Source organism: Nocardioides terrigena (assembly GCF_003047265.1).
GTDB lineage: Bacteria > Actinomycetota > Actinomycetes > Propionibacteriales > Nocardioidaceae > Nocardioides > Nocardioides terrigena.
Genome location: NZ_PZYY01000001.1, coordinates 61,468 through 86,887 on the forward strand (window position 1 = coordinate 61,468; position 25,420 = coordinate 86,887).

27 protein-coding genes and 1 tRNA gene are annotated in these 25,420 nt (G+C 72.7%); 14 read left to right on the forward strand and 14 right to left on the reverse strand.

Annotation, left to right across the window (positions count from 1 at the left end):
* Positions 1-13: 13 nt before the first annotated feature.
* The 6 genes from DAE25_RS00270 to DAE25_RS22975 form a co-directional block, all read right to left on the reverse strand.
* Positions 14-814: a hypothetical protein gene (locus tag DAE25_RS00270; RefSeq protein ID WP_107764286.1), complete on the reverse strand. Its 801-nt coding sequence runs from the start codon at positions 812-814 to the stop codon at positions 14-16.
* Complete coding sequence (locus tag DAE25_RS00275; RefSeq protein ID WP_107764287.1) at positions 811-1,869, reverse strand: hypothetical protein; 1,059 nt, start codon at positions 1,867-1,869, stop codon at positions 811-813. Before DAE25_RS00275 ends, DAE25_RS00270 begins: the two co-directional genes overlap by 4 nt.
* 1 nt (position 1,870) lies before the next feature.
* Positions 1,871-2,155, reverse strand: a complete 285-nt coding sequence (locus tag DAE25_RS00280) for a hypothetical protein (protein ID WP_107764288.1) — start codon at positions 2,153-2,155, stop codon at positions 1,871-1,873.
* Positions 2,156-2,157: 2 nt separating this feature from the next.
* A complete protein-coding gene (locus DAE25_RS00285; protein ID WP_107764289.1) occupies positions 2,158-2,421 on the reverse strand; it encodes a WXG100 family type VII secretion target in 264 nt (87 codons plus the stop codon).
* 101 nt (positions 2,422-2,522) lie between these two features.
* Positions 2,523-3,887 (reverse strand): protein phosphatase 2C domain-containing protein, encoded by a 1,365-nt coding sequence (locus DAE25_RS00290; protein WP_159083487.1) that lies wholly within the window; start codon positions 3,885-3,887, stop codon positions 2,523-2,525.
* Entirely contained in the window at positions 3,884-4,558 is a 675-nt protein-coding gene (locus DAE25_RS22975; RefSeq protein WP_159083488.1) for a vWA domain-containing protein, read from the reverse strand. The genes DAE25_RS00290 and DAE25_RS22975 overlap by 4 nt, the downstream gene beginning before the upstream one ends.
* Before the next feature lie 167 nt (positions 4,559-4,725).
* Here DAE25_RS22975 and DAE25_RS00295 point away from each other — a divergent pair, with 167 nt between their 5' ends.
* Complete coding sequence (locus DAE25_RS00295) at positions 4,726-5,964, forward strand: protein kinase domain-containing protein (protein ID WP_159083489.1); 1,239 nt, start codon at positions 4,726-4,728, stop codon at positions 5,962-5,964.
* A 17-nt stretch (positions 5,965-5,981) separates the two neighbouring features.
* On the opposite strand, the gene DAE25_RS00300 is transcribed toward DAE25_RS00295, so the two are convergent.
* Positions 5,982-6,962 (reverse strand): hypothetical protein, encoded by a 981-nt coding sequence (locus tag DAE25_RS00300; RefSeq protein WP_159083490.1) that lies wholly within the window; start codon positions 6,960-6,962, stop codon positions 5,982-5,984.
* Positions 6,963-7,147: 185 nt separating this feature from the next.
* Here DAE25_RS00300 and DAE25_RS00305 point away from each other — a divergent pair, with 185 nt between their 5' ends.
* Together DAE25_RS00305 and DAE25_RS00310 are read left to right on the forward strand one after the other, a co-directional pair.
* Entirely contained in the window at positions 7,148-8,638 is a 1,491-nt protein-coding gene (locus DAE25_RS00305; protein WP_107764293.1) for a hypothetical protein, read from the forward strand.
* Positions 8,639-8,736: 98 nt separating this feature from the next.
* Positions 8,737-10,752 (forward strand): C1 family peptidase, encoded by a 2,016-nt coding sequence (locus tag DAE25_RS00310; protein ID WP_107764294.1) that lies wholly within the window; start codon positions 8,737-8,739, stop codon positions 10,750-10,752.
* Between the two features lie 65 nt (positions 10,753-10,817).
* Here DAE25_RS00310 and DAE25_RS00315 read toward each other — a convergent pair.
* Both DAE25_RS00315 and DAE25_RS00320 read right to left on the reverse strand, forming a co-directional pair.
* A tRNA-Pro gene (locus DAE25_RS00315) sits at positions 10,818-10,894 on the reverse strand.
* 101 nt (positions 10,895-10,995) lie between these two features.
* Complete coding sequence (locus DAE25_RS00320; protein ID WP_107764295.1) at positions 10,996-11,919, reverse strand: metallophosphoesterase; 924 nt, start codon at positions 11,917-11,919, stop codon at positions 10,996-10,998.
* A 25-nt stretch (positions 11,920-11,944) separates the two neighbouring features.
* On the opposite strand from DAE25_RS00320, the gene DAE25_RS00325 reads away from it, so the two are divergent.
* Positions 11,945-12,403, forward strand: a complete 459-nt coding sequence (locus tag DAE25_RS00325) for a GatB/YqeY domain-containing protein (RefSeq protein WP_107764296.1) — start codon at positions 11,945-11,947, stop codon at positions 12,401-12,403.
* Positions 12,404-12,424: 21 nt separating this feature from the next.
* Here the strand turns inward: DAE25_RS00325 and DAE25_RS00330 are convergent, their stop codons facing one another.
* Complete coding sequence (locus tag DAE25_RS00330) at positions 12,425-14,809, reverse strand: transglycosylase domain-containing protein (RefSeq protein WP_159083491.1); 2,385 nt, start codon at positions 14,807-14,809, stop codon at positions 12,425-12,427.
* Between the two features lie 188 nt (positions 14,810-14,997).
* On the opposite strand from DAE25_RS00330, the gene DAE25_RS00335 reads away from it, so the two are divergent.
* The gene (locus DAE25_RS00335) at positions 14,998-15,285 is read left to right on the forward strand and encodes a WhiB family transcriptional regulator (RefSeq protein WP_056888301.1); all 288 of its coding nucleotides are present in this window, start codon (positions 14,998-15,000) and stop codon (positions 15,283-15,285) included.
* Positions 15,286-15,289: 4 nt separating this feature from the next.
* Here the strand turns inward: DAE25_RS00335 and DAE25_RS00340 are convergent, their stop codons facing one another.
* Entirely contained in the window at positions 15,290-16,465 is a 1,176-nt protein-coding gene (locus DAE25_RS00340) for an ArsA family ATPase (RefSeq protein ID WP_107764297.1), read from the reverse strand.
* On the reverse strand, positions 16,462-17,499 hold the full coding sequence (locus DAE25_RS00345; RefSeq protein ID WP_456093760.1) for an ArsA-related P-loop ATPase: 1,038 nt from the start codon (positions 17,497-17,499) through the stop codon (positions 16,462-16,464). Before DAE25_RS00345 ends, DAE25_RS00340 begins: the two co-directional genes overlap by 4 nt.
* Before the next feature lie 106 nt (positions 17,500-17,605).
* Here DAE25_RS00345 and DAE25_RS00350 point away from each other — a divergent pair, with 106 nt between their 5' ends.
* Genes DAE25_RS00350 through DAE25_RS00360 form a run of 3 tightly spaced genes read left to right on the forward strand, consistent with a single transcriptional unit; the run spans position 17,606 to position 19,566 of the window.
* Positions 17,606-18,409 (forward strand): CoA transferase subunit A, encoded by an 804-nt coding sequence (locus tag DAE25_RS00350; RefSeq protein ID WP_107764299.1) that lies wholly within the window; start codon positions 17,606-17,608, stop codon positions 18,407-18,409.
* A gap of 1 nt (position 18,410) precedes the next feature.
* Positions 18,411-19,079: a 3-oxoacid CoA-transferase subunit B gene (locus DAE25_RS00355; RefSeq protein WP_107764300.1), complete on the forward strand. Its 669-nt coding sequence runs from the start codon at positions 18,411-18,413 to the stop codon at positions 19,077-19,079.
* 1 nt (position 19,080) lies between these two features.
* A complete protein-coding gene (locus tag DAE25_RS00360; protein ID WP_107764301.1) occupies positions 19,081-19,566 on the forward strand; it encodes an XdhC family protein in 486 nt (161 codons plus the stop codon).
* On the opposite strand, the gene DAE25_RS00365 is transcribed toward DAE25_RS00360, so the two are convergent.
* The gene (locus DAE25_RS00365) at positions 19,563-20,975 is read right to left on the reverse strand and encodes an MFS transporter (RefSeq protein WP_107764302.1); all 1,413 of its coding nucleotides are present in this window, start codon (positions 20,973-20,975) and stop codon (positions 19,563-19,565) included. The two genes, DAE25_RS00360 and DAE25_RS00365, sit on opposite strands and share 4 nt — an antisense overlap.
* A gap of 116 nt (positions 20,976-21,091) precedes the next feature.
* Here DAE25_RS00365 and DAE25_RS00370 point away from each other — a divergent pair, with 116 nt between their 5' ends.
* A complete protein-coding gene (locus DAE25_RS00370; protein ID WP_107764303.1) occupies positions 21,092-22,132 on the forward strand; it encodes an LLM class flavin-dependent oxidoreductase in 1,041 nt (346 codons plus the stop codon).
* Between the two features lie 12 nt (positions 22,133-22,144).
* Here the strand turns inward: DAE25_RS00370 and DAE25_RS00375 are convergent, their stop codons facing one another.
* Positions 22,145-22,540 (reverse strand): low affinity iron permease family protein, encoded by a 396-nt coding sequence (locus DAE25_RS00375; RefSeq protein ID WP_107764304.1) that lies wholly within the window; start codon positions 22,538-22,540, stop codon positions 22,145-22,147.
* Positions 22,541-22,578: 38 nt separating this feature from the next.
* Here DAE25_RS00375 and DAE25_RS23430 point away from each other — a divergent pair, with 38 nt between their 5' ends.
* The 5 genes from DAE25_RS23430 to DAE25_RS00395 are packed head-to-tail and all read left to right on the forward strand — an operon-like array spanning position 22,579 to position 25,398.
* Positions 22,579-22,734, forward strand: a complete 156-nt coding sequence (locus DAE25_RS23430) for a hypothetical protein (RefSeq protein ID WP_199907377.1) — start codon at positions 22,579-22,581, stop codon at positions 22,732-22,734.
* Positions 22,734-23,195, forward strand: coding sequence for a RidA family protein (locus tag DAE25_RS00380; protein WP_107764305.1), 462 nt, complete (start codon positions 22,734-22,736; stop codon positions 23,193-23,195). The genes DAE25_RS23430 and DAE25_RS00380 overlap by 1 nt, the downstream gene beginning before the upstream one ends.
* 2 nt (positions 23,196-23,197) lie before the next feature.
* Positions 23,198-24,046, forward strand: coding sequence for an NUDIX hydrolase (locus tag DAE25_RS00385; protein ID WP_325050356.1), 849 nt, complete (start codon positions 23,198-23,200; stop codon positions 24,044-24,046).
* Positions 24,043-24,831 carry an MBL fold metallo-hydrolase gene (locus DAE25_RS00390; RefSeq protein WP_234410752.1) on the forward strand — a complete coding sequence of 263 codons (789 nt, stop codon included), beginning with the start codon at positions 24,043-24,045 and terminating at the stop codon, positions 24,829-24,831. The genes DAE25_RS00385 and DAE25_RS00390 overlap by 4 nt, the downstream gene beginning before the upstream one ends.
* 39 nt (positions 24,832-24,870) lie before the next feature.
* Positions 24,871-25,398 carry a TIGR03086 family metal-binding protein gene (locus tag DAE25_RS00395; RefSeq protein WP_107764306.1) on the forward strand — a complete coding sequence of 176 codons (528 nt, stop codon included), beginning with the start codon at positions 24,871-24,873 and terminating at the stop codon, positions 25,396-25,398.
* Positions 25,399-25,420: the final 22 nt, after the last annotated feature.

The following is a 25,420-nucleotide window of genomic DNA, read 5'->3' on the forward strand; positions in this document are numbered from 1 at the left end:
CCTGAGGCAGTGGTCAGACGATCTCGCTGACGCCGGTCCTCGGGTCGGTGTGGAGCTGCGCCATCGTGCCGATGCGCCCGGAGCCGTCGACGTACGTCCGTCCCTCGACGTGGTTGAGTCCGCGCGGCTCGAGGGCGCGGATGATGCCGGCCTGCCCCGTCCCCCAGGAGCCGTTCTGCGCGGCGAAGGCGTCCGACGACAACCCGGGGAAGGACACCCCACCGAGGGGGCTGGTCGACCGGGTGTCGATCACCATGCCGCCGACGATCGCCATGCTGCCGCCGAGCGGGGTCTCGCTGAAGGACTGCATGGAGGATGGGCCGCCGAGGACCACGCCGCCGACCAGCGGGGAGTCGATCGGAGTGCCGTAGGAGCCGAAGCCGCCCACCACGCCGCCGACCAGCGGGGAGTCGATCGGCGTGCCGTAGGAACCGAAGCCGCCCACGGTGGCGGCTGACGGGCCGGCAGCCTCGCCGAAGGACGAGAAGCCGCCCATCGTGGTGCCGGCGAACACCAGCCCGCCAGCGACGCCGGTCAGGTCCGGCGTTGCGGCGACCAGGGACTGCTCGGCCGTCACGCTGTCGGCCCGCAGCTGCAGCTCGATCGACTCCAGGAAGAGGGCGACGGTCGCGATGAGGGCCTCGGTGACGATGGCAGTCAGCTCCTCCTCGAGCCAGGGCTCGAGGGCCCGGGGGACGGCGCAGGTGCACGCGGTACGGGTGCCGGTGACGGTCTCCTGGACGCGTGCGCCGAGCTCGCCGAGCAGCGTCGCCTCGGCAGCCAGCTCGACGGGGTCGATCCAGATGACCGTCATCGGTCCGGTCCGGTCAGGGGGTCCGGAGGTAGTAGGTCGGCGAGACCGCGTCGTACGACGTCGCCATCGTCGGTGTCCGCCGTCCACCGGGTCTCGCGTCCCAGGAGCCGGCCGTCGGCACGGTAGACGCTGGAGGCGTTGACCTCGGCTCCTGCGGGCGTGGTGGCGAGCACCAGGTCGGCCAGGCCGGCCGTGGCGAAGCTGCGGAGTCGGATGACGCCGGGACGTGCCCCGGGGGCGACCTCGACCGACCGGTCGGGCCGGGCGGCCAGCCACCGGGTGGTCGGCGAGTCACCTCCGGTGGACAGCACCACGATGACGTCGTGCCCGGCAGCCAGCTCCAGGGCCTCACGCAGGACGGGGTCGTCCTCGGCGCCCCGGGCCTGCAGGCTGCGCCAGGCCACCGCGGCGGCCAGGTCGCGCTGCGCGGGGTCGAGCACCGACCACGACGCTGTGTCGGCCCCCGGCAGCATCGGCACCCCGAAGTGCCGCGCGGCGGCGAAGGACTCCTCGACGGTGATCGTCTGCCAGGGGCCGGTGTCGGGGTCCGAACCGGCGAGCCATGAGGCCCGCAGGGTGTCGTGGTCGATCGACGACGGCCGCAGCGGAAGCCCCTCGGTCGGCAGGTCCAGTGGTGACGATCGAGACAAGGACGCCGTGATCGCCGAGGCCTGCTCGGCCTTGTCCGGGTCGGACGTCGGCACCACCACGGACACCGCTACCATCCGACCACCTTCGAGGACGTAGCTCAGGGTGGCGGTACGACGGCCCCCGGCGGGGTCCGTCCAGGTCAGCACCCGCTGCCGCCCGTCCACCGACCCGAGCACGTCCGCGACACGGATGCCGCCGTCCTCGGGGTCCTCGGCATCCTGCGGTACGCCGGCGTGGGCCGCCGCCAGGGTGTCGAGGTCCGCGGACGGGTCGACGGGCCACGTCTCGACTCGCACGAGGGCGTCGCCGTCGCGGTGGTACACCTCCACGCGCTGGGCCGGAGTCCATCCGGCGGGGCCGGACAACGAGAGGCGGGCCGGGGCCCGCCAGAGCAGCTCGGTCATCTCAGTACCTCTCCTGGGCGGCGGCGAGGAGCATCTGCTCCTCGACGACGGCGGCCTGGCGCACGAGCGTGTCGGCCGTGTTGACCATCCGGGCGCACACGGCCCGTAGTCGTCCGCTCTGCGTGGCGATCGACCCCCGGAACCGGTCCGCCGCGGGGCCGGCGTACGCCATCCCCACGACGCTGCCGTCCACCTGCGCCGCGATGCCGCTCAGCGTCTCCGCGTTGGTGCGGAGCTGGGCGGCGGCGGCCCGCATGCTGGCGGGGTCGCCGGTCACGAGGGTCATGGTCAGCTGCCCGCCTGCATCAGGGCCTCGCGCCGGCGCGAGACCTCCATGGCGGCGTCCTGGAGGGCGGTCCGGAGCTTGGACAGGTTCGGCTCGAACTCCGCGTCCCACATCTGCCGGAAGCGGTCCGCGGCCGGTCCCTCCCAGCTCGTCCCGGCGAGCTGCCCGCGGATGGTCCGCGTCAGCTCGTCGACGGTTCCCGACTCGCGCTCGAAGACGCCCCGCAGGGTCACCAGCTGCTCGAGCTCTCCACCGATTCGTGCCATCGTCCTACCTCCGTGTCGTGTCTGGTCCCCCGATCGGGGGAGTGGTCAAAGACTGTCCGGGCGCGCTGAGGTGGGACTGAGGGGTGCGCCGCGCACCCCGGTCACCCGGGTCCGCCCGGGTTGCCGGAGTCGCCGGGGTCGCCGGGGTCGCCGGGGTCGCCGGGGTCGGCAGGCTCGGTCGGGGGCGACATGTCGGCCTCACCGGGACCGGTGCCGGGACGGGCGGGGTCGTTGCCGCGCCGCGGAGGCTTGCGGTCCTGCGCGTCCCCCCCCGAGGGTGGCGTGCGGTCGTCGCGGACCCGGCCGGTCCCCGACCCGGTGCCCGCCGGGGTCGGGGTGCTCGTCGACGTGGGGGGTGCCGGGTCGTCGGGCCGTGGCGAGCCGGACGCGCCGACGAGGCGTGCGGCGACCAGCGCCGTGACCACGACGACCGCGACGCCGAGCAAGGCCAGCACCGCGCGGCGCCGGCGTGCGGTCGCGGTCGCCCCGCCGGCCGCCTCGTGGTCGGGCAGATCCCGGGTGCGGCCGACGAACCCGGCGCCGACCGCGCCGTCGCCCTCGTCGCCCTCGTCGCCCGCGTCCGCACGCGGTCCGCTCACCGCGGCTGGCGGCCGCTGCGGGGGCGGCAGGGCGGCATGCGGGGGGACCGCGAGGGGCTCGCGCACCAGCACGACGGCGGTCACGTCGTCGCCGCCCACCTCGGCGGAGTCGGCGAGCCAGGCGGGCAGCCCCGACTCGAGCGCCTCGAAGCCGTCGGACGCGGCGTACGACGCCAGGTCGCCCAGGAGGTCGTGCCACCAGTCGACCTCGGCGAAGGAGTTGCCGTAGCCGTCGGTGGCCAGGAGCACCAGGTCGGCCTCGGCCGACGGCGGCAGCCCGGCGTAGCGGAAGTCGTCCTCCGCGGTGGGCAGGCACAGGCTCGTCGTCTGGCCGGCGGCGAGCCGCGCGTCCCCGGGGACAGGGCGGACGGCATAGCCGTGGGACCGGATCAACGCGTCGCCGTCACCCACCTGGGCGATGCCGACGCCGTCCTCGCCGACGATCGCCACCAGCAGCGTGGCCCCGTAGGCCACCTCGGGCTCGGGCTCCAGTGACCGGCCGGCGCGGGCGTGCTCCTCCGCCGTGAAGGGGCGGGTGGAGCGGTGCTCGGCCACCGCGGCCCGCCAGGCCGCGACCACCTCGGGGACCGCCCGGCGCAGGGTGCCGACGGGGTCGGACGGCGCGGCGTCGCCCAGGGCGGCGGTGACCCGGGCGAGTGCCACCTCGACGGCCAGTGCGGCGCCGACGTCGGAGCGCACGTAGCGGGCGCCCCCGTGCCCGTCCGAGACCGCGACGACCCAGGTGCGCCCCGCCGCACCCACGGCGTGCATCGCGGCGGCGTCCTGGTTGGGCGACGAGCCGGCGTGGGACGACCCGCGCTGCGACGCCGTGGTCGCACGCCAGCAGGCGGGCTCGGCGTCGCTCACCACACCGTCTCCTCGTCCTCGATCGACCAGGCGGTGACCTGGGCCGGCGGCGGGGCCGCGGCGGCGAGCGAGGAGGCGGCCCGTGCCACGTGGGCCGTCGCCCAGCGCAGCGCGAGGATGAGCTGCTCGGGGTTGGCGGCGGTGACCGGCTCGATCTCGGGGTCGGCGATGAAGGTGGCAAGGGTGTCGTACGCCGCGTCGTGACCGATCGCGACGGCCATCCGGACCGCCCGGGCTCCCCACGGCAGGGCGAGCAGCCGCTGCATGGACTCCTCGAAGTCGTCGGTGGGCATGCCGTCGGAGACGAGCACGATGGCAGGGGGCAGCGCCCGCTCCTCCATGGGTGGCACCGTGAGAGCCCCGCAGAGGAGGTCGATGCCCGCACCCAGGTCGGTGTAGCCGCCGGGCTCGAGGTCCACCCAGTCCAGCGCGTCGGGATGGGTCGGGACGCCCACGTGCCAGCGGGCGCCGGTGGCGAAGCCGATCGCCCGGACCGAGACGTCGGCGTGCGGGTTGCCCTGCGACGTCTCGGCGAGCAGGGGCAGCACTTCACGCACCGCCGTATTGAGCGCGGTCATCTTGCCGCGGGCGGCCATCGACCCCGAGCAGTCGGCCAGGAGGAAGAAGTGGAGGGGACGCCGCGCGAGCTGGGCACCTGGTCGCTCGGTCACGTGCGCCTCCTCGACGGTCCGCGCGGCGTACCCGGCGTGGGGCAGGTGTGGAGCAGACCAGTGGCCAGTCGGACTCGGGTGGGTGATGATGCAACGGAAGTGAGGTGATGGGGTTGCTGCCACGAGGCACGCGGATACTCCTGCCCCGTCACGGCGGGGCCTGGCGAGTGGGAGAGCTGCTCGGTGAGGGTGGCCAGGGCGCCGTGTTCGCGCTCGAGGCCGACGCCCCCGGCGACAACCGCAGGCTCGCGCTGAAGTGGTACCGCGCCGAGGCGGCGCACCCGGTCCAGCATGCCGCCCTGACCCGTCTCGCGCAGGTGCCGGCGCCGTCGGACGCCTTCTTGTGGCCGATCGAGGTGATCGACGGCCCGGACGGCGGCTTCGGCTACGTCATGCCCCTGCGGCCGCCGGGCTACCTGCCCATCGCCGACCTGCTGACGGGGCGGGCGGACGCGTCCTTCTCCGCGGTCACTCGGCTGTGCATGGGTCTCGCGGACTGCTTCCTCAAGCTGCACGCGCAGGGCTTGTGCTATCGCGACATCAGCCTCGGCAACGTCTTCTTCGACCCCACGACCGGACGCCCGCTCGTCTGCGACAACGACAACGTGGGCATCGACGGGCGAGAGCCCGCGCGGGTCCTCGGCACCTCGCGCTTCATGGCCCCGGAGGTCGTGAGCGGGGACGCGCAGCCGTCCACCTCCACCGACCTGTTCTCGCTGGCGGTGCTGATCTTCTACCTCCTGATGTTCCACCACCCGCTGCAGGGCCGTCGTGAGCTCGCCTTCGACTGCTTCGACCGCGAGGCCGAGCGATCGCTCTTCGGGACCGACCCGCTCTTCATCTTCGACCCCGTCGACGACTCCAACGGTCCGGACCCGGTCATCCACGGCGCGGTCCTGCAGTACTGGCCGCTCTACCCGCCGTACGTGCGCGAAGACTTCACGCGCGCCTTCACGGTCGGGCTGCGCGACCCCGCCAAGCGGGTCCGCGAGGGGGTCTGGCGCTCCCACCTCTCCCGGCTGCTCGACTCGATCGTGGTGTGCCAGTGCGGGCGGGAGAACCTCACCGAGGACGGGCGCCCCATGCGCGACTGCTGGGCCTGCGAGCGGCCGATCACCCCGCCGGTGCGTCTGCGCATCGACAACCGGGTGCTGGTGCTCAACGCCGGCACCCAGGTGACGCGCCACCACCTCCAGCGCGACTACGCCTATGACAGGGTCGTCGGTGAGGTGGTCGCGCACCCCACCCGGCCCGGCCTGTGGGGACTGCGCAACCTCGGGGCGGGCCCCTGGCGGGTGACCGCTCCCGGCGGCGACCCCCGTGCGGTCGACACCGGCCGCAGCATCGGGCTGCTGCTCGGCACGACCATCGACTTCGGGCGGGCGCGGGGCGTGCTCGAGGTCTGAGCAGGGCGTCGCGCGCCTCATCCCCGTCCTCCGCTCGCTGCCGCGGCCAGCTGTGCGAACGTCCGGTTGCGGGGTCCCACCTGCACGCGGTGGCCGGCGAGGCGGACCACCGAGACGAATCCCTCGGTCACGCTCACCTCGGACCACGGGGCGGCGAACCCGTGCTCCGGTCGGGGGTGGCGCATCAGCTGGTCGTACGGCGTGAACTCCACGCCACCGTCGGTGGCGACGAGTGCGCCGCGGCCCAGGCTACGCACCAGCACCGACGCCAGGAGGGTACCCACGACAGGCAGCAGCAGCCCACTCACGTCCCAGACGAGAACGGGGATGACGAGGACGGTGAGGAGCAGCAGGACGAGGAGCACGCAGAGCGCCAGGTTCATGCCGCCGTAGGCGAGGACGACCCCGCGGGCCGGCTGTCCGGAGCGGTCGTGGGTGTGGGCGGCCAGCTGCTTCGGGGTTCGGGGCCACCGCGAGTCGGAAGCCGGCGGTGCGGGCGGGGCGACGCGCACCGGTGGAGCCGCGGCCCGGGCTGCGTTGGCCGGGCCTGGGTTGGCCGGGGGCATCCCGGGCGGTGCCGCGGTCACGCCGAGCGGCAGGGGTTGCGGGGGCGGTTCGACGCCGGGTCTCGACGCCCCGGGCGGTGACGGCCACGGCGCGTGGGCCAGGTCGTCGCGGCCGAGCGCTGCGACCCACACCCGGGTCGTCCGCTCGGCGGCGGCACCAGACCACCCGCGGGACTCGGCGAGCTCCGCGCTGAGGCGGCGCAGCACTTCGGGGGTGAGCGGGTTGACGCGGCGGAGCGCGGTCGGGAGGTTCTCCTCCGCAGCCGTCACCACCTGGTGGAGGAGGGCGCGCAGGCGGTGGGACTCCTCGGGGCCGAGACGCTGCACCAGGTCCACCCGGAGCCGGCCAGGGCTGGTGGGGTCGGTGGCGGAGTCCAGCACGAACCGCAGGGCCGCAGCCATGCGCGTCAGGTCCTCCGGTCCCAGTGGCATCACGCGGCCCCTTGCTCTCGGTCGGCTCCCGGTCGGCTCCCGATGACCGGGGCGCGACCGGTGGTGGTCCACGGAGGGTTCCAACGCGCACTGAGGTGGCCCTGAGGTCACACCTCAGCGGGGCCTCAGCGACGCGGGGTTGGGTCGTCAGTCCTGGGACAGCCACGAGCTCGAGGAGTCATGCCATGAGGAGAGTCGTCGTCCTGGGGGTCGCCGCACTGCTGCCGCTCACCCTGCTCGCGCCGCCGGCGCACGCGGCTGAGACGGCATACGTCGTCGCGGGGCACGCTGCGCTGGCGACCACGCCGAACCTCCGCCTCGTCGGCGACAGCTGCACGAGCGTGGTGTCGCCGCCGTTGCAGTACAACCTGGCGCAGGCGTCGGGGACCCTCGGCTCGCACGCCCTCGGCTGGCAGCTCGGATCCACCGGCTACGAGGTGGGGCCGGTAGCGTTCACCCCGGAACCCGCCAGCCTCGGCGCCTTCGAGGTCGACCTGCTGGCCCCCGGCGGGTCGAGTCGCGGCCACGTCTTCGCCCGCTACTACCAGGACGCGGACACCTACTGGCAGGGCTGGGCGCCGCTCACGGCCTCCACCACCACCTGGCAGCGCTACAACCTCCTGGGCGTCCAGCTGACCTGGAGCCAGTACGACCAGGGGGCCTTCGTGCAGACCTGGCCCGGGACCTACACCGTCCCCGGCTTCACCCAGTTCCTCGGCAACGGCAACGGCGTGGAGCTTGGCGTGCTGATGGGGTGCGACGGTGAGGCGTTCTACGCCGACCGGCTGCGCGTCGGCAGCGCCGCGACCTCGTCGTCGTACGACCTCGACGGGGCGCCATCGATGGCCCACCTCGAGTGGTCGACCGACGGCGAGACGGTGCGCGACGGGGCGGGATTCATCGCAGGCTTCCAGCAGAAGTTCTGGATGCTGGGCCACAGCCATGGGCACGCCGGTGCCGTCCCGGAGTACTACACCGGGCCGGGCACGCTGTGGTCGAGGACGTGGGGCCAGACGGACTTCGTCCGCGTCGCGGACGGCACCTTCGACGCGCAGTACTACGCGGGCTTCGCGGTGCGACCCAGCAGGCGCACGGAGTACTGGTTCTCGGCCACCGGCTCACCGGTCTACGAGGGCAGCCAGTCGGAGACGGTGGTGGTGGACGTCGCCGCGCGCATCAAGGCACGACTGCTGGATGCCCGGATCACCGAGGGCCAGCGGATCACCGTGGTGGGGAGGATCAAGCCCGGCAACAAGGGGACCACGACCTGGCTCCAGCGGCGCGTGGGTCGCCAGTGGCGCACCCTCGACAAGTCGAAGACTCGCAGCGGTGGGAAGTTCACCCTCACGGCAAAGGCCGGTCACCCCGGACGGTGGAACGTGCGCGTGGTGGTGGGGTCGGGCAAGGGCAACGTCGGCGCCCTGACCCGCAGCGCGCGGGTGCGGGTCGACCGCTACGTGCCCCCCAAGAAGAAGCCCACGGCACCCCCGCCCGTGGTGCAGCCCCCGGCCCAGCAGCAGGAGGAGACAGTGACGACCACGGCCGCCCCGGTGGTCACCGGTGCGCCGCCCGCCCCCGACCGCAGCACGCCGACCGGCCGCACGCACCTGCCCCGCGCTCCCCGGAGCGACACCTGCGCGGTCACCGCCTGCCCGCGCCCCGACAAGGGCGACTGACCACCTCGCGCCACTGGTCCGGACACCTCAGCGCGTCCTCAGGGGAGCCGCCCAGCGTGGTCCTACCGCAGCCCCGCGGCCCGAGCTGGAGGTCACCGATGTCCACACCACGTAAGAGGTCCGGCGTCCCCCGCCGGAGCACCCGGATCCTGTGCACGGCCTTGGTCACGGCCCTCACCCTCGGCCTCACGGTCCTTCCTGCCTCGGCCCGATCGGACGAGCGGCGGGTGCACGACAGCGCCTTGGTCCGGATCAGTGCGGCGGGTGGGGAGGACGACGCCACCCGGGTCGCGAGGCTTCCGATGGGCGACGACGCGCGCGCCGCGCTGCGCGCGAGCAGGATTCTCAGGGCGCGGCTGACCGTCGGGGACGCCACCCTCGAGGCGGGCGCTGCCACGTCGTTCCGGACCAAGGGCTCGCGTGCGAAGCGCGGCCTCAAGGTCCTCCGGATCAGGTACGGCGACGGGTCCAGCACACGCAGCAGGAAGCTCGCCGTGATCCGGAGGCACGCGTATGCGAAGCCCGGCGCGTACGTGGCCACGCTGGTGGTCAAGGACCGGACGGGCAGGAAGGCGACCTCGAAGCGCACCGTGCTGGTGCGGGCGAGGGCCGCGGTCGTCGCCCCGCCCACGGACGACACGGTCGTCACGCCCGTCGACCAGCTCGGCTTCGGTGCCGAGCCGCCCCTGCCCGAGGACGAGGTCGCGATCGAGGCGGACACCGCGCCCGGTGCCGGTGACGGAGCCGGGGCACCCGCTTCCGTCGACCTGCGCGGATCCGCCATGGCGGTGCAGAGCCAGGGAGACCTCAACTCGTGCGTCTCCTGGACCACGGCGTACGGGCTGGTGGGCTGGTACTACCGGCAGAAGTACGGTGAGTCGGTGCCGTTCGCGCCGATGTACGTCTACTCGCAGACCTACGTCCGCCTCGACGCCGCCGGCCAGCCGTCGGGCTCCCACGCCAAGGACGCCCTGGAGGTACTCCGGGCCCAGGGTGTCGACACGGCCGCGCACTACGGCGGCGGGTGGGCGACCACCTGGAACGTGCGACCGAACGCCTCGCAGGTGGCCAATGCAGCCAACTACCGCCTCAGCGGATGGGACACGATCTTCCGCCACGCGGACAGCCTCGGCGGTCCGACGGTCGGCACGACCCCGACGGAGGTCGAGGCCCTCAAGAGCCGGCTGGCCGCCGGACACCCGGTGGCCATCGCCTTCCGCGTCCGCCAGGACTTCAACACCTACGGCTCGGGCTGGTACGCCGGGACCGGTGCCCTCACCAACGGCCTGCACGAGATGCTGGCCCTGGGCTACGACGCCAACGGACTCTTCATCCAGAACTCGTGGGGCACCGACCACGGCGTGGGCGGCTACGTCTACATGACGTGGGACGCGGTCCGACGCGATCTCTACGAGGCCACCTTCGCCCACGGGTTGGTGGCGCCCTCGACCGCTGGTGGCGACTCCGTCAAGCCGTCCATCACGTCCTTCGGCAAGCAGTTCGCGACCTCCTACGTGGCCAACGACGCGCAGGCACCGATGACCTTCTCCTGGGCCGGGACCGACAACGTCGGGGTGAGCAAGTACGTCCTCTACTACCGGGCCGGGGGCGGCAACTGGCTCGAGCTCCCGATCGGCGACACCCAGACGAGCGTGACCTACAACCTCGCGTTCGGCTCGTCGTACCAGTTCGCGGTGGCGGCGTACGACGCTGCCGGCAACCTCAGCGACTGGTCGCTGAGCGCGCAGTTCACGCCCCAGAACTACGCCGAGAGCGTGGCGGCGTACTCCGGCAGCTGGCTCAGCTACTCCGACCCCGCCTACATGAACGGCCAGTCCTACGAGAGCAGCCAGGCCAACGCGCAGATGACCGTGCAGGTCACCGGGACGAACTTCGGGCTGGTCGGCACCCAGGGTCCGCAGGGCGGTCGCGCGTTCGTCTACCTCGACGGCACCTACCAGTTCACGATCGACAACTACCGCGCCAGCGCGAGCTACCGGACCGTGGTCGCGTGGTTCAACTTCCCCTCGAGCAGCACGCACACGATCAGGATCGTCGTGGAGGGGACGGCCGGTCGACCCTACGTCGGCGTCGACTCCTTCCTGCTGAGCTGACGGCCCGAGACAGATCAGGCCGGACCCTCGCGGGTCCGGCCTGATCGATGTCGGGAGACATCACATGGTCGGGCTGACAGGATTTGAACCTGCGGCCTCCTCGTCCCGAACGAGGCGCGCTACCAAGCTGCGCCACAGCCCGATCCGCTCTTCACCGGTGTCCGGCATCGGAGCACGGCGAGCATACCCGAGCCGTCGGACCGGTCAGAAATCGGGCTCGGCGGGGGAGATCAGGGTCGCGGATCAAGCCCGCGGGACCAGCGTCAGCAGGGTCGCCTCGGGGCGGCAGGCGACGCGGAAGCGGACGTAGGGGTTGGTGCCGATGCCCGCCGACACGTGCAGCCACGCGGAGCCGGGATCACCGGGACGCGAGTCGGCCGGGTGCCGGTGCAGGCCCTTCGCCCGGGCGGGCTCGATGTCGCAGTTGGTCGTCAGTGCGCCGTAGCCGGGCAGGCACACCTGGCCGCCGTGCGTGTGGCCGGCGAGGACGGCGTCGTACCCGTCGGCGGCGAAGCGGTCGAGGACCCGGAGGTACGGCGCGTGGGTGATCGCGAGGCGTACGTCGGCGGTGGGGTCCGCCGGACCGGCCACGGCCGTCAGGTCGTCGTAGTCCAGGTGCGGGTCGTCGATCCCGGCCAGTGCGAAGGTCGTGTCACCGACGGTGAGCGAGCCGAGCTCGTTGGACAGGTGCACCCACCCGGCGTCGACGAGGCCGCGACGCAGGTCACGCCACGGGAGCTGGGGGGTGTGGGTGTTGCGGTGCCCGGTGTCGGGCAGCAGGTAGCGCGCCGGGTTGCGCCACCCGGGCGAGAAGTAGTCGTTGGAGCCGAAGACCGAGATGCCGGGCCGGGCGAGGAGCGGCCCGAGCGCGTCGAGCACGAAGGGGACCGACCGCATGTGGGCGAGGTTGTCGCCGGTGTCGACGACCAGGTCAGGCTCGAGGTCCGCCAGCCCGCGCAGCCACTCCCGCTTGGCGCGCTGGTCGGGCGCCATGTGGATGTCGCTGAGGTGGAGCACCCGGAGGGGGCGGTGCCCGGCGGGGAGCAGCGGGACGCTCACCTCCCGCAGGGTGTACTGCCGGGCCTCCCACGCGGCGTACGTCGCCAGTGCCGCTCCCGCCGCGAGGCCGGTGCCGAGGGTGCGGCCGAGAAAGGGGAGGAGAGGCATGCCGCAAGGCTGCCACAATGGCCACATGAGCACCCTCAAGGACCGTCTCCGCACCGACCTGACCGCCTCGATGAAGGCCCGCGACGAGGTGCGCTCCTCGACGCTGCGCATGGTGCTGACGGCGATCACCAACGCCGAGGTTTCGGGCAAGGTGCAGCGCGAGCTCACCGACGAGGACATCATCGGGGTCCTGTCCACCGAGGCCAAGAAGCGCCGCGAGGCGGCGGTGGCCTTCGAGGAGGGCAACCGGCCCGAGATGGCCGCCAAGGAGGCCGCCGAGGGCGAGGTGATCGCCGGTTACCTGCCGGAGCAGCTCACCGAGGCGGAGATCGCGGACCTGGTCACGTCGGCCATCGCCCAGACGGGCGCGGCCGGTGAGGGCATGCGTGCCATGGGCAAGGTCATGGGCGTCGTCACCCCGCAGGTGAAGGGCCGCGCCGACGGTGGCGCGGTCGCCGCGGAGGTACGCCGCCAGCTCGGCTGACGCGGCCGGGCGGCGGGTGGGTCAGCGGTTCCCGTTGCCGTTCCCGTTGCCGTTGTTGCCGGGACCGGAGTTGCCGCCACCGCCACCGCCGCCGTTGCCACCGCCGTTGCCCTCGGGCTGCGGGGGCGGCGGGACGAACCCGGTCGAGGGGTAGATGACGACGGTGTCACCGCTGCTCAGCGACGTGCCGCTGCCGGGGGAGGAGTAGGCCACCAGGCCCGCGCCCACCTCGGAGTTGACCTGACCGCCCACGCTGACGGCGAAGCCCGCCGCCTCGAGCGTCGCGGTGGCCGCCTCCTGCGTCATCCCGCTCACCTCGGGCACCGCGCTGAGGAGGCCGGCGATCTGGTCGCCGCTCGGCGTGGTGAAATCGGTGTAGTCGAGCTTGGGCGAGACGGCGGCCATGGCATCTCCCCAGATCGGGCCGGCCACCGTGGAGCCGAAGGCGCTGGAGATGAAGGTGCCACCCACCGACTGGCCGTTGAGCGTCACCCAGTTGCCCAGCGGGTCGGCGCCGGCGACCATCGCGGCGGCGGCGATCTCGGGGGTGTAGCCCGCGAACCACACCGACATGTTGTCGTTGTTGGTGCCGGTCTTGCCGGCCGACGGCTTGTCGATGGCGATGTTCTGGCCGAAGCCGCCGGGCTCCATGACCCCTCGCAGGATGTCGTTGACGGCGTCGGCCGTCGCGCCGGGCATCACCTGCTCGCAGGTCTGCGGGTAGTCCTTGACGAGGTTGCCGTCGGCGTCGGAGACCGACGTCACCGGGAGCGAGTCGCAGTGGATGCCGCGCGCGCCGAAGGTGGCGTAGGCCTCGGCCATCGTCAGCGGGTTGGAGTCGGAGACGCCGAGGATCCAGGACGGGACCTTCTGGGTCTCGGGCAGCGTGATGCCCATCTGCTCGGCGAGCTCGAGGGGCTCGCACATCCCGGTGCGGGCCTCGAGCTGGGCGAAGAACGTGTTGACCGACTTCTGGGTGCCGGAGTAGAGGTCGTAGGTGCCCTCACCGGTGGAGTTGGAGACGTTCCAGCCGCCGTCACCGATGTAGGGGCCGTTGCAGGTCTCGAACTCCGAGTCCGGGATCTCCATGGTCTGCGGGGACCGGATCGAGGTGCTGAGCGGGATGCCCTGGTTGATGGCGGAGGCGAGCACGAAGACCTTGAACGTCGAGCCGGCCTGGAACCCGTTGGCGTCGCCGTACTTCCGCGGGACGACGTAGTTGAGGTAGGTCTGGCCGTTGGCCCGGTCCTTGCCCATCGGGCGCGACTGCGCCAGCGCCTTCACGTAGCCGGTGCCGGGCTCGACCATGGCGAGTCCGCCGATGGCCTGGTCCGTCGGGAAGACGTGCGAGGAGACGGCCTGGTCGGCGGCCTTCTGGTAGTCGAGGTCGATGGTGGTCTGGATGGTCAGGCCGCCGGACTGGAGGAGGCGCCGGCGGTCCTTGGCCGTGTCGCCGAGCGACTTGTCCTTCATCAGGTAGTTGACGACGTAGTCGCAGAAGAACGGCGCCTGGGACTGCTGGCACCCGTTGGGCGACTTCTCGATCTTGAGGCCGAGCTTGCGCTCCTTGAGCCTCTCGGCCTTGGCCTCCTCGATCACGCCGAGCTGGGCCATCCGGTCGAGGACGACGTTGCGGCGGTTGAGCGCGCGCTCGGGGGAGTTGGTGGGGTCGTAGCCCGTGGGGTTCTTGACGAGGCCGGCGAGCAGGGCCGACTGCACGTGGTTGAGGTTCTTGGCGTTCTTGGAGAAGTAGTGCCGGGCGGCCGACTGGACGCCGTACGCACCGTCGCCGAAGTAGGCGATGTTGAGGTAGCGCTCGAGGATCCAGTCCTTGGAGTAGTTCTTCTCGAAGGCGATCGCGTAGCGCAGCTCGCGGAGCTTGCGGGCGTAGGTGTCGTCGGTGGCGGCGGCCGCCTCCTCCTTGGTCTCCGCCTGGGTCAGCAGGGTCTGCTTGACCATCTGCTGGGTGATCGACGAGCCACCCTGCACCGAGCCGCTGGCCTGGTTGGTGACGAAGGCGCGGAGCGTGCCGCGGATGTCCATCGCGCCGTGGTTGTAGTAGCGGTAGTCCTCGATGCCCACGATCGCCTGCACCATCTTGCGCGAGATCTGGCTCAGCGGGACGTTGATGCGGTTCTGGTCGTAGAGCGAGGCGATGAGGTTGCCGTTGGCGTCGTAGATGCGGGTCTTCTGCGCCAGCTCCTTGGCCTCCAGCTCGGCGGGGAGGTTGACCATGCCCTTGCTGACGTCCTTGGCGGCGACACCCATGACACCGGCGAACGGGATCGCCAGACCGGCGACCAGGACACCGAGGATCGCGGAGACGACGGCCATCACGGCGAGGTGTGACGCCACCGTCCGGGCCGTCGAACGACCGGACTCACGTCGGGGGGAGGGCGTGGACATGGGTCCCAATGTACGGGAGGGGGCTATCACACCCCCACTTCTCGCGAGTCGGCACTAGTCACAATGGACCATGTGATTTGAGCCAAGTGGTCCCTATCTCAACCTGTCACTGGTACATACCTTTGAGCCCGGGTCGTGAATGGTCGCTATGGGGGTGACCATCGGGTCCCATGAATGTGGGGATCAACATGTGGGTTGAGGACTGGGCGCCGCGGGCGGCCTGCAAGCAGGACACTCCGGACGCGCTCTTCGTGCGTGGCGCGGAGCAGAACAAGGCCAAGCAGGTCTGCGCCGGTTGCCCCGTGCGCACCGAGTGCCTCGCGGAGGCCCTCGACAACCAGATCGAGTGGGGCGTCTGGGGCGGCATGACCGAGCGTGAGCGCCGGGCCCTCCTCCGTCGTCGCCCGGCCGCCTCGTGGCGCACCGTGCTGGAGACCGCCCGCCTCGAGCACGTCAAGGTCGTCGCCACCGTCTGAGCGTCTAGCCGGCGGGTCCGCCCGCCAGCAGGTCGCCGATGCGACGCAGGCCCACCAGGTCGTGCACGTCGGTGGCCAGGGCAGGGACGACGGTGGTCTCCACCCCCGGGTGGGCCGTCGCCCAGCGCTCACGCAGATAGGCCTCGCGCTCGACGATGCGCACCCGGTCGGCGTGCAGCCGCAGCAGGCCCGCCGTCGTCGACTCCGACGACGTACGGCCCAGCCGGTCGGCCGCGGCGGTCGCCTCCTCCGCCGACAGGTCCGTGCGGGCCGCGGGGCTGGCCCGGTTGACCACCAGCCCGGCCAGCGGCATCTCGTCCTCGGTGAGGCGCTCGACGAAGTACGACGCCTCGCGCAGTGCGTCCGGCTCGGGCGCGGCGATCACGAGGAAGGCCGTCCCCGGCGCCTGGAGCAGCGAGAACGTGCGCTGCGCCCGCTGGCGGAAGCCCCCGAAGAGGGTGTCGAAGGCGGCCACGAACGTCTGCATGTCGCGCAGCACCTGGGCGCCCAGGATCTTGGTGAGCGCGTTGGTGACCATCCCCAGCCCCGCGGTCATCAGCCGCGCCGGGCCCTTGGCCGGGGCGAGCAGCAGCCGGATGAAGCGACCGTCGAGGAAGCTGGAGAGTCGCTCGGGCGCGTCGAGGAAGTCCAGCGCCGAGCGGCTCGGCGGGGTGTCCACCACGATGAGGTCGTAGGTGCCCTCGGCCTGGGCCTGGCGGTGGATCTGGCCCAGCTTCTCCATGGCCATGTACTCCTGCGTGCCCGAGAACGAGCTCGACAGGGCGATGTAGAACGGGTTGTCCAGGATCGCCCGGGCCTTCTCCGGCGTGGTCTGGCTGAGCACCACCTCGTCGAAGGTGCGCTTCATGTCGAGCATCATCGCGTCGAGCGTCCCGGGGCCGACCCCGTCCACCGGGCGGGGGGTGTTGTCGAGCGTCTCGATCCCCATCGACTGGGCGAGCCGGCGGGCCGGGTCGATCGTGAGCACGACGACCTTGCGACCGCGCTCGGCGGCACGCAGCGCCAGCGCGGCGCTGGTGGTGGTCTTGCCGACGCCGCCCGAGCCGCAGCACACGATGATGCCGGTGCCCGGGTCGTCGAGCAGGGCGTCGACGTCGAGGCGGGGGGCGCGCTCGGCGGTGGCGGCGAGCGGGCCGACGCGGGGGCGGCTGCGGGTCATGCGAGTCCCTGCTCCCTCATCCGGGCGGCCAGCTCGTAGAGACCGCCCAGGTCGATCCCGCCCGGCAGTCGCGGCAGCTCGTAGGACGGCACGTCGAGCGCGCGGACGACCTCGCGCTGCGAGTCCTCCAGCGCCCTGCGGTCGGCGTGGTCGCGGGCCTCGTCGAGCAGCGAGTCGACGAGCTCGTGCGAGACCCGGACCCCCGCCCGGGCCAGGTCGGCCGTGACGGCCTCCCGGTCGAGGGTGCCGGTGCGCGCCGCCTCGAGGTCGGCGGGTCCGAGGTCGCGCGGGCGGACCATGTTGACGATGACCCCGCCCACCGGCAGGTGGGCCTCGTGCAGGTGGGCGATGCCGTCGACCGTCTCCTGGACCGGCATCTCCTCGAGGACGGTGACCAGGTGGACGACGGTGCGCGGCGAGCGGAAGAGGGTCATCACGGTGTCGGCCTGCGCCTTGATGGGGCCCACCTTGGCGAGCCCGGCGAGCTCGCCGTTGACGTTGAGGAACTGGGTGATCCGACCGGTCGGGGGAGCGTCGAGGACGACGGCGTCGTATGCGAGGGCGTCCTTGTTGCGGGCGTTGCGCTGGACGGCCTCGTAGACCTTGCCGGTCAGCAGCACGTCACGGACGCCGGGGGCGATGGTGGTGGCGAAGTCGATGATGCCGAAGCGGTCGAGGGCCCGGCCGGCGCGACCGAGCTTGTAGTACATCGAGAGGTACTCGAGCAGCGCCGACTCCGGGTCGATGTGCAGCGCGTAGACCGACCCCGGCGCGACGTCGCCCAACGGCAGCCCGCGGGCGATCCGCCGCTCCTCGTAGGGGAGCGGCTCGACGTCGAACATCCGGGAGATGCCCTGGCGGCCCTCGACCTCGCACAGCAGGACGTTCTTGCCGGTGCTCGCCAGCGCCAGCGCGAGACCGGCCGCGACCGTCGACTTGCCGGTGCCGCCCTTGCCGCTGACCACGTGCAGCTCGACCTCGGGCCAGTCGCTGCGACGGTGGCCGGCCTGGGCTGCACCGTGGACGGGGGACACGTCGTCGAGCCTAGTGTGTGGGTGGCGCCCATCGGCCCCCTCCGCGAGGGTGACTAGCATCGCAGCGAGCCCGGCGCGGACCGTCGGGCCGGGAGAGGAGTGGGCGATGGACAAGGTCGTCGCGAGCGCCGCGGAAGCGGTGGCGGACATCCCCGACGGCGCCAGGTTGTCGGTGGGCGGATTCGGTCTGTGCGGGATCCCGTCGGTGCTGATCCAGGCGTTGCTGGAGGCGGGCACCACGGACCTCGAGGCGGTGTCCAACAACTGCGGTGTCGACGACTGGGGCCTGGGCCTGCTGCTCATGGACAAGCGGCTGCGCCGGATGGTGGCGTCGTACGTCGGGGAGAACAAGGAGTTCGCCCGGCAGTACCTCTCCGGTGAGCTCGAGGTCGAGCTGACCCCCCAGGGCACGCTGGCGGAGCGGATGCGCGCCGGTGGCTCCGGGATCCCGGCGTTCTTCACCGCGACCGGTGTCGGCACGCAGGTCGCCGAGGGCGGCCTGCCCTGGCGGTACGACGACGCGGGCAACGTGGTCGTCGCCTCGCCGCCGAAGCAGACGCAGGTCTTCGAGACCCCCGAGGGCGAGAAGGAGTACGTCCTGGAGCACGCGATCGTGGCGGACTTCGGGCTGGTGCGGGCCTGGAAGGGCGACCGGCACGGCAACCTCGTGTTCCACGACTCGGCCCGCAACTTCAACCCGCTGGCCGCGATGTGCGGGCGGGTCACGATCGCGGAGGTCGAGGAGCTCGTCGAGCCCGGCGAGCTGGACCCCAACGACATCCACACTCCTGGTGTCTTCGTGCAGCGCGTGGTCGCGCTGACGCCGGAGCAGGCCGCGGACAAGCGGATCGAGAAGCGCACCGTGCAGCCTGCGTCCGAGGCTGTCCAGGAACAGAACCCGGGAGGCTGACATGGCATGGACGCGTGAGGAGATGGCCGCGCGGGCGGCCTCCGAGCTGGTCGACGGTTCCTACGTCAACCTCGGGATCGGGTTGCCGACGCTGGTGCCCAACTACGTCGCCGACGACGTGGAGCTGGTGCTGCAGTCGGAGAACGGCATCCTCGGGGTGGGTCCCTACCCCACCGAGGACGCGGTCGACCCGGACCTGATCAACGCGGGCAAGGAGACGGTGACGCTGCGGCGCGGGGCGTCGTTCTTCGACTCCGCGACGTCGTTCGGGATGATCCGCGGCGGCAAGATCGACGCCGCGATCCTGGGCGCGATGCAGGTGTCCGCGGTGGGTGACATCGCCAACTGGATGATCCCCGGCAAGATGGTCAAGGGCATGGGTGGCGCGATGGACCTGGTCCACGGCGCCAAGCGGGTCATCGTGCTGATGGAGCACACCGCCAAGGACGGCTCGCTCAAGATCCTCGACGAGTGCGACCTGCCCTACACCGGCAAGCGGGTGGTGCAGCGGATCATCACCGACCTGTGCGTGATCGACGTGATCGACCCGGCCACCGGCGAGGTCGCCCCCTCGGGCACGCTCGGCGAGCGGGCGCTCAAGCTCGTCGAGCTCGCCCCCGGGGTCACCGAGGACGAGGTCCGCGAGAAGACCGGTCCGGAGCTGGTCTGACATGACGACCCGCGAGCAGCCCTGGTCCGACGATCCGTCCGACGCGGCTGCTCGCGGGCGCCTCGTCGTGCTGAGCCGCAACCCGATCTCGGAGGCCATCGAGGCGATCGCGACCGCCGTCGGCCGTGAGGTCGTGGTGGTGGCCGAGGACGAGGAGGGTCGCGGGGTCGCCGGCATCGCGGCGCTGGCCCTGCGGGCCGGGGACGCGGTGGTGCTCTGCGACCACGACGCCCCGGACGCGCCCCGGGTGCTGCGCGACGCGCTGGCCTCGCCCGCGTCGTACGTCGCGATGATGGCCAGCCGCCGTCGCGCCGAGGGCCTCCTCGCCGACCTGGCGGAGGAGGGCGTGCCCGGGCTCGACCGGTTGCACGTCCCGGCCGGCCTCGACACCGGCGGCAAGGCGCCGGGCGAGATCGCGCTCTCGGTGGTGGCCGAGATCGTCGCCGAGGGCCACGGGCGCTCCGGCGGGCCGCTGCGCCGGGGCTAGGCAGCCCGGGTGCGGCTGGCGGCGGCGACGCCGAGCGCCGCGATCAGCCCGCCGAGCAGGAAGACCGCGAGGAACGGGTCCTGGCCGCCCCGCTCGGAGGCGGCGAAGACCACGCCCGAGACCGACAGGGCCAGCGCGGCGCCGAGCGAGTCGGCGATGGTGAGGGCGGATGAGTTGAAGCCGCGGTCGCGGTCCGACGAGACGGCCAGCATCGCCACGCTCGTGCGCGGGTAGCCGAAGCCCATGCCCGCACCTGCCAGGACGTACGACGCCCCGGTGACCAGGGCGGGCAGGTGCAGCTCGACGGAGAGGGCCAGGGCGGTGACGCCGGCCAGCACCAGCGCGGTGCCCACCCGCATGGCGGTGACGTCGGAGACCCGGCTGCCGAGCCGGGCCTGGGCCTGGCTGGCGACCGCCCAGGTGATGCCGACGAAGGTCAGGGCGATGCCGGCGCGGCCCGGCGAGAGTCCCCACTGCTCCTGGAGGACGTAGACGATGTAGGCCTCGGCGCAGAAGAACGACGCGCTCAGCAGGCCCCGGGTGGCGATCACCGAGGGCAGTCCGCGGCGTCCGACCAGGGTGCCGGGCGGCAGCAGCCGCCGCAGCGAGACGACCACCAGGACGAGCGCCAGCACGGCGGGCAGCGCCGTGCCGGGCTCGGAGCCGAGCAGCTCCAGGGCGAGGACGGCCACCGCCGCGACCGCAGCCCAGACGAGGCTGCCGCGCGGTGCAGTGCCGGCGTCGGTCCCCGCCTCGGTGGGCGGACGGTGCCCCGACCGCAGGGCCGGCGTGATGAGCAGTGCTGCAGCGGCGACGAGCACGACCGCGCCGCCGAAGACCCACCGCCAGCCGAGCGCGTCCGCGACGAGGGCCGCCACCGCCGGCCCGAAGAGGGCCGGGAGCACCCACGCGGCGGCAAAGCTGGCGAAGACGGCGGGTCGCAGGACGGGCGGGAAGACGATGCCGACCAGGACGTAGAGCCCGACGGTGAGCGCGCCCCCGCCGAGGCCCTGCAGGACGCGGCCGGCGAGCAGCACCTCCATGGTGGGGGCCGCCGCGCACACCAGCAGCCCGGCCGAGAAGAGCACCATCGCGACGACCAGCGGCAGGGCCGGGCCGCGACGGTCGCTCCACCGCCCGGCGGCGACGGTGCCCAGCACCCCGCAGGCCAGCGGCGCGGCGAAGGTGAGGGCGTAGAGCGACTCGCCGTCCAGCGCCTGCGCCACGGTCGGCATCACGGTGGTCACCGCCATCGCCTCGAACGCCACGAAGGCGATCAGGGCGAACATGCCGATCGTCGTCGCGGCGTACGACGGGGAGAGCAGCCGCTCGCGGGGCGCGCTGCCCGTGACGCTCCCGGTGTCGTTGCCGGTGTCGTCCCTCGTGTCGTCCCCCGTGCTGCCCGTCATCGTCGTCACGATCGCAGACGCTAGGACCTCACGTGCACTCGAGATCAAGCCGGCGTGAGCGGGCCCACGTGAAGGGGGGCGACGGAATAGTGGCGAGCCGACGACGTTGCCCTGAGGTGACCTTCCCAGCCCTCTCCGTCCTCGACCTCGTGCCCGTCCGCAGCGACCAGCGGACCGGTGACGCCCTCGCCGCCTCGCGGTCCCTGGCGCGCACCGCCGACGCCGCGGGGTACACCCGCTACTGGGTGGCCGAGCACCACAACATGCCGGCCGTCGCCGCGACCAACCCGCCGGTGCTGATCGCGATGCTGGCCGCGGCCACCGAGCGGATCCGGGTGGGGTCGGGCGGCGTGATGCTGCCCAACCACGAGCCGCTGGTGGTGGCCGAGCAGTTCGCGCTGCTCGAGGCGGCCTTCCCCGGACGCATCGACCTCGGCATCGGCCGCGCCCCCGGCACCGACCCGCTCACCCGCTACGTGCTGCGGGGCGGCTCCTCCGCGGCCGCCGACGACGCGGTGACGCGGTTCCCGGAGTACGTCGACGACATCATCACGCTGATGCACCCGGACGGCGTCGAGATGACCGTGGGGGGCCGGCGCCAGCCGTTGCGCGCGACCCCCCGTTCGGCGTCGCTGCCCACCGTGTGGCTGCTCGGATCGTCGGACTACTCGGCCCGGCTGGCCGCGTCGCGGGGACTGCCGTACGTCTTCGCTCACCACTTCGCCGGCCAGGGCACCGCCGAGGCGATCGAGCTGTACCGCTCGTCGTACCAGCCGTCGGAGGCTCACCCGGAGCCGCGCACCTTCCTCACCGTCAACGCCGCCGTGGCCGCGACGGCCGACGAGGCGCGCCGGCTGGCGCTGCCGCAGGTGCTGCAGATGGTGGCGCTGCGCACCGGTGCCCCGCTGACCGCCCAGCGCCTCGTCGAGGAGGCCGAGACCACTCCCGTCCCCGACGCGCACCGCGGGATGGTCGACGCGATGCTGACCCGCTGGGTCGTCGACGAGCCCGTCGCCGCCCGCCGACGGGTGGAGGAGCTGGCCGCCGAGTTCGGTGTCGACGAGGTGATGGTGCACCCGGTGACCTCGGCCTTCGCGGGCACCGACGCGGCCGCGTCTCCGGCGCGGGAGGAGACGCTCCGCCTGCTGGCCGGGTGAGCCAGGCGCGGGTCAGTGGCGTTCCTCGAGGCCGACGGCCTCGCGGAGCTTGTCCACCGACTCGCGCAGCTCGTCGGAGTCGCGGGCGTGGTGGCTCATCAGGTCCGAGAGGGCCTCGGCGATGACGTTGAGCTTCTCCTGGGCGGCCTCCTCGCTGCGGCGGCCGGCGTTCTCCAGGAGCACCAGCAGCAGCAGGGAGAGGATCGCCGAGCCGGTGTGCAGTCCCAGCTCCCACTTCGTGGTGCTGCCCCACAGCGGCTTGCTGAGCGCCCACAGGACGAGGGCCGCCACGATGACGGTGAAGAACGGAGCCCGGCTCACCACCTGGTTGGCCGCGTCGACGAACCGCTCGAAGGCGTCCGGTCGGTTGTCCTTGCCGCGGTCCTCTGCGGCCTCGTTGCGCTCCATGATCGGAGGTTAGTGCGTCCCCGAGTAGGGTGCCGGGCATGACGACGTGGGAATACCAGGTGGCGCCGATCCCGCTCCACAACGAAGCCCTGATGCTCAACAACTTCGGCCAGGACGGCTGGGAGCTGGTGGCCATCCACACCAACGCCCAGGGCGGCCTCGTCGCCTTCCTCAAGCGCGCGAAGGCAGCCTGATGGGAGCGGAGGCGCGCCTGGCCGAGCTGGGCATCACCGTCCCCGAGGTGGTCCCGCCGGTCGCGGCCTACCAGCCCACGGCCCGCACCGGGAACCTCGTGTTCACCGCCGGCCAGCTGCCCGCCCGCGACGGCGAGATGATCGCCGTCGGCAAGGTCGGCGCCGACGTGACCGAGGAGCAGGCCTACGAGTGCGCCCGCCAGTGCGCGCTCAACGCCCTCGCCGCGATCAAGGCCGAGATCGGCTCCCTCGACGACATCGTGCGGATCGTCAAGGCCGTCGTCTTCGTCGCCTCGACCCCCGACTTCACCGGCCAGCCCAAGGTGGCCAACGGCGCGTCCGAGCTGCTCGGCGAGGTCTTCGGCGACGCGGGCAAGCACGCCCGCTCCGCCGTCGGCGTGTCCGTGCTCCCGCTCGACGTCCCGGTCGAGGTCGAGCTCGTCGTGGAGATCAGGGCCTGACCTTGGAGCGGATCCCGCTGCCGCAGGCGCTCGTGGACCAGGCGCGTGCCTTCGAGACCGGCGAGGCCGTGCCCGCCGAGCCGCGCCACGCGGCCACGGTGGTGCTGCTGCGCGAGGGGCACGTCGGCCCCGAGGTCTATCTGCTGCGCCGCCAGACCTCGATGGCCTTCGCCGGCGGGATGTGTGTCTTCCCCGGCGGAGGCGTCGACCCCCGCGACCACGACGCGAGCGTCGCGTGGGCCGGCCCGTCGCCCGCCGAGTGGGCCGAGCGGCTCGCCTGCGACGAGTCGCTGGCCCGGGCCCTGGTGTGTGCGGCCGTGCGCGAGACCTTCGAGGAGTCCGGCGTGCTCCTCGCCGGCCCGTCGGACGACTCGGTCGTGTCCGACACGACCGATGACGACTGGGAGGCCGACCGGGTCGCGCTGGAGACGCGCGAGCTGTCGATGACCGACTTCCTCGTACGCCGCGGGCTCGTCCTGCGCACCGACCTGCTCGGCGCGTGGGCGGGGTGGCTGACGCCGATCTTCGAGCCGCGGCGCTACGAGACGTGGTTCTTCGTCGCGGTGCTGCCCGAGGGGCAGGTGACCCGCGATGTGTCGACCGAGTCGTCCTCGGTGCACTGGACGCCGGCGATGGCGGCCGTCGAGTCGGTCGAGGCTCGCGAGATCCTGATGCTGCCGCCGACCTACCTCACCTGCCTCGACGTGGCGCAGCACCCCACCCCGGCCGAGGTGCTTGCCGCGTCGGCCGGTCGGCGGGTCGAGATGTTCACCCCCGCGGTCGTGTCGTCGGGCGAGGACTTCGTGCTGTCGATGCCCGAGCGCTACCGGCCGCTGGTGGCCGGGCGGTGAGCTGGACCGGGGGGTCCTTCGGGACGTCGGCGACCTGCGTGCTCGCACCCAACGCGGACGTGATGACGCTCGACGGCACCAACACCTGGGTGCTCTCCTCGGGCGGACGCTCGCTCGTCGTCGACCCGGGTCCGGAGATCGAGGCGCACCTCGACGAGGTCTCGGCCACCGGCCAGGACGTCGTCGGCGTGCTCCTGACGCACCACCACGCGGACCACTCGGAGGCGGCCCGGTCCTTCGCCGAGCGGCACCGCTGCGGCGTACGCGCCCTCGACCCGGCGTACCGCCTCGGCTCGGAGGGCCTCGCCGACGGCGACGTGGTCACGGTCGGCGACCTCGAGGTGCACGTCGTGGCCACCCCCGGGCACACCGCCGACTCGCTGTCGTTCGTGGTGCCCTCGGAGTCGGCGGTGCTGACCGGGGACACGGTCCTCGGCCGCGGCACCACCGTCGTCGCGCACCCCGACGGCGAGCTCGGCGCCTACCTCGACTCGCTCGACCGCCTGCACGCGCTGTGCTCGGCGCAGGGCATCACGTCCGTCTGGCCCGGGCACGGGCCGGTCATCGACGATGCACTGGGCGCGCTCGACTTCTACCTCGCGCACCGCCGCGAGCGCCTCGGGCAGGTGCGCGACGCCGTCGCCCTGCTGCGCTCCGGGGGCGTCGCCGACGCGGTCTCCCTGCCACGGCAGGTGGTCGAGATCGTGTACGCCGACGTGGACCCGGTGCTCTGGGGGGCTGCCGAGCTGTCGGTCCGCGCCCAGCTCGCCTACCTGTCGCGCTGACCCTCGACGCGGCCCGCCCGTCGTCCTAGCGTGGCGGGCATGACCCACGACGCCGTCACCACCCTCTCCGCAGCCCTCGACCAGGCCGGCGAGCTGCTGTCCGTCGTGCAGACCGACCACCTCGACCTGCCGACGCCCTGCGACGGCTGGACGGTCCGTGACCTCGGCGACCACCTGGCCGCCTCGCCGGGCCGCTTCCTGGGGATGGCGCACGGGGAGTCGGTCGACTGGAACGCGTCGCCCGACATCGCTCCGAGCAGGTGGGCCGTGCAGTTCCGCGCGGATGCCGCCGCCCTGCTCGCGCACTGGGAGTCGCAGCCCGACGACCAGGCCCCCGGCGCCGACTTCACCACCGCCGAGCTCGCCGTGCACGCCTGGGACCTCGCGCAGGCGGTCGATCCCGGCCGCGCGCTGGACCCCGCCGTCGCGGAGCGGGCGCTGGCCGCGATGCGCCAGGGGCTGACGCCCGAGAACCGCGTCGGGGTCTTCGCGCCGGAGGTGGAGGTCGCCGGCGACGCGTCGGTGCACGACCGGCTGGCCGCCTGGGCGGGGCGCACTCCGCGCTGAGGCGCCCGGTGCGGACGTCCTG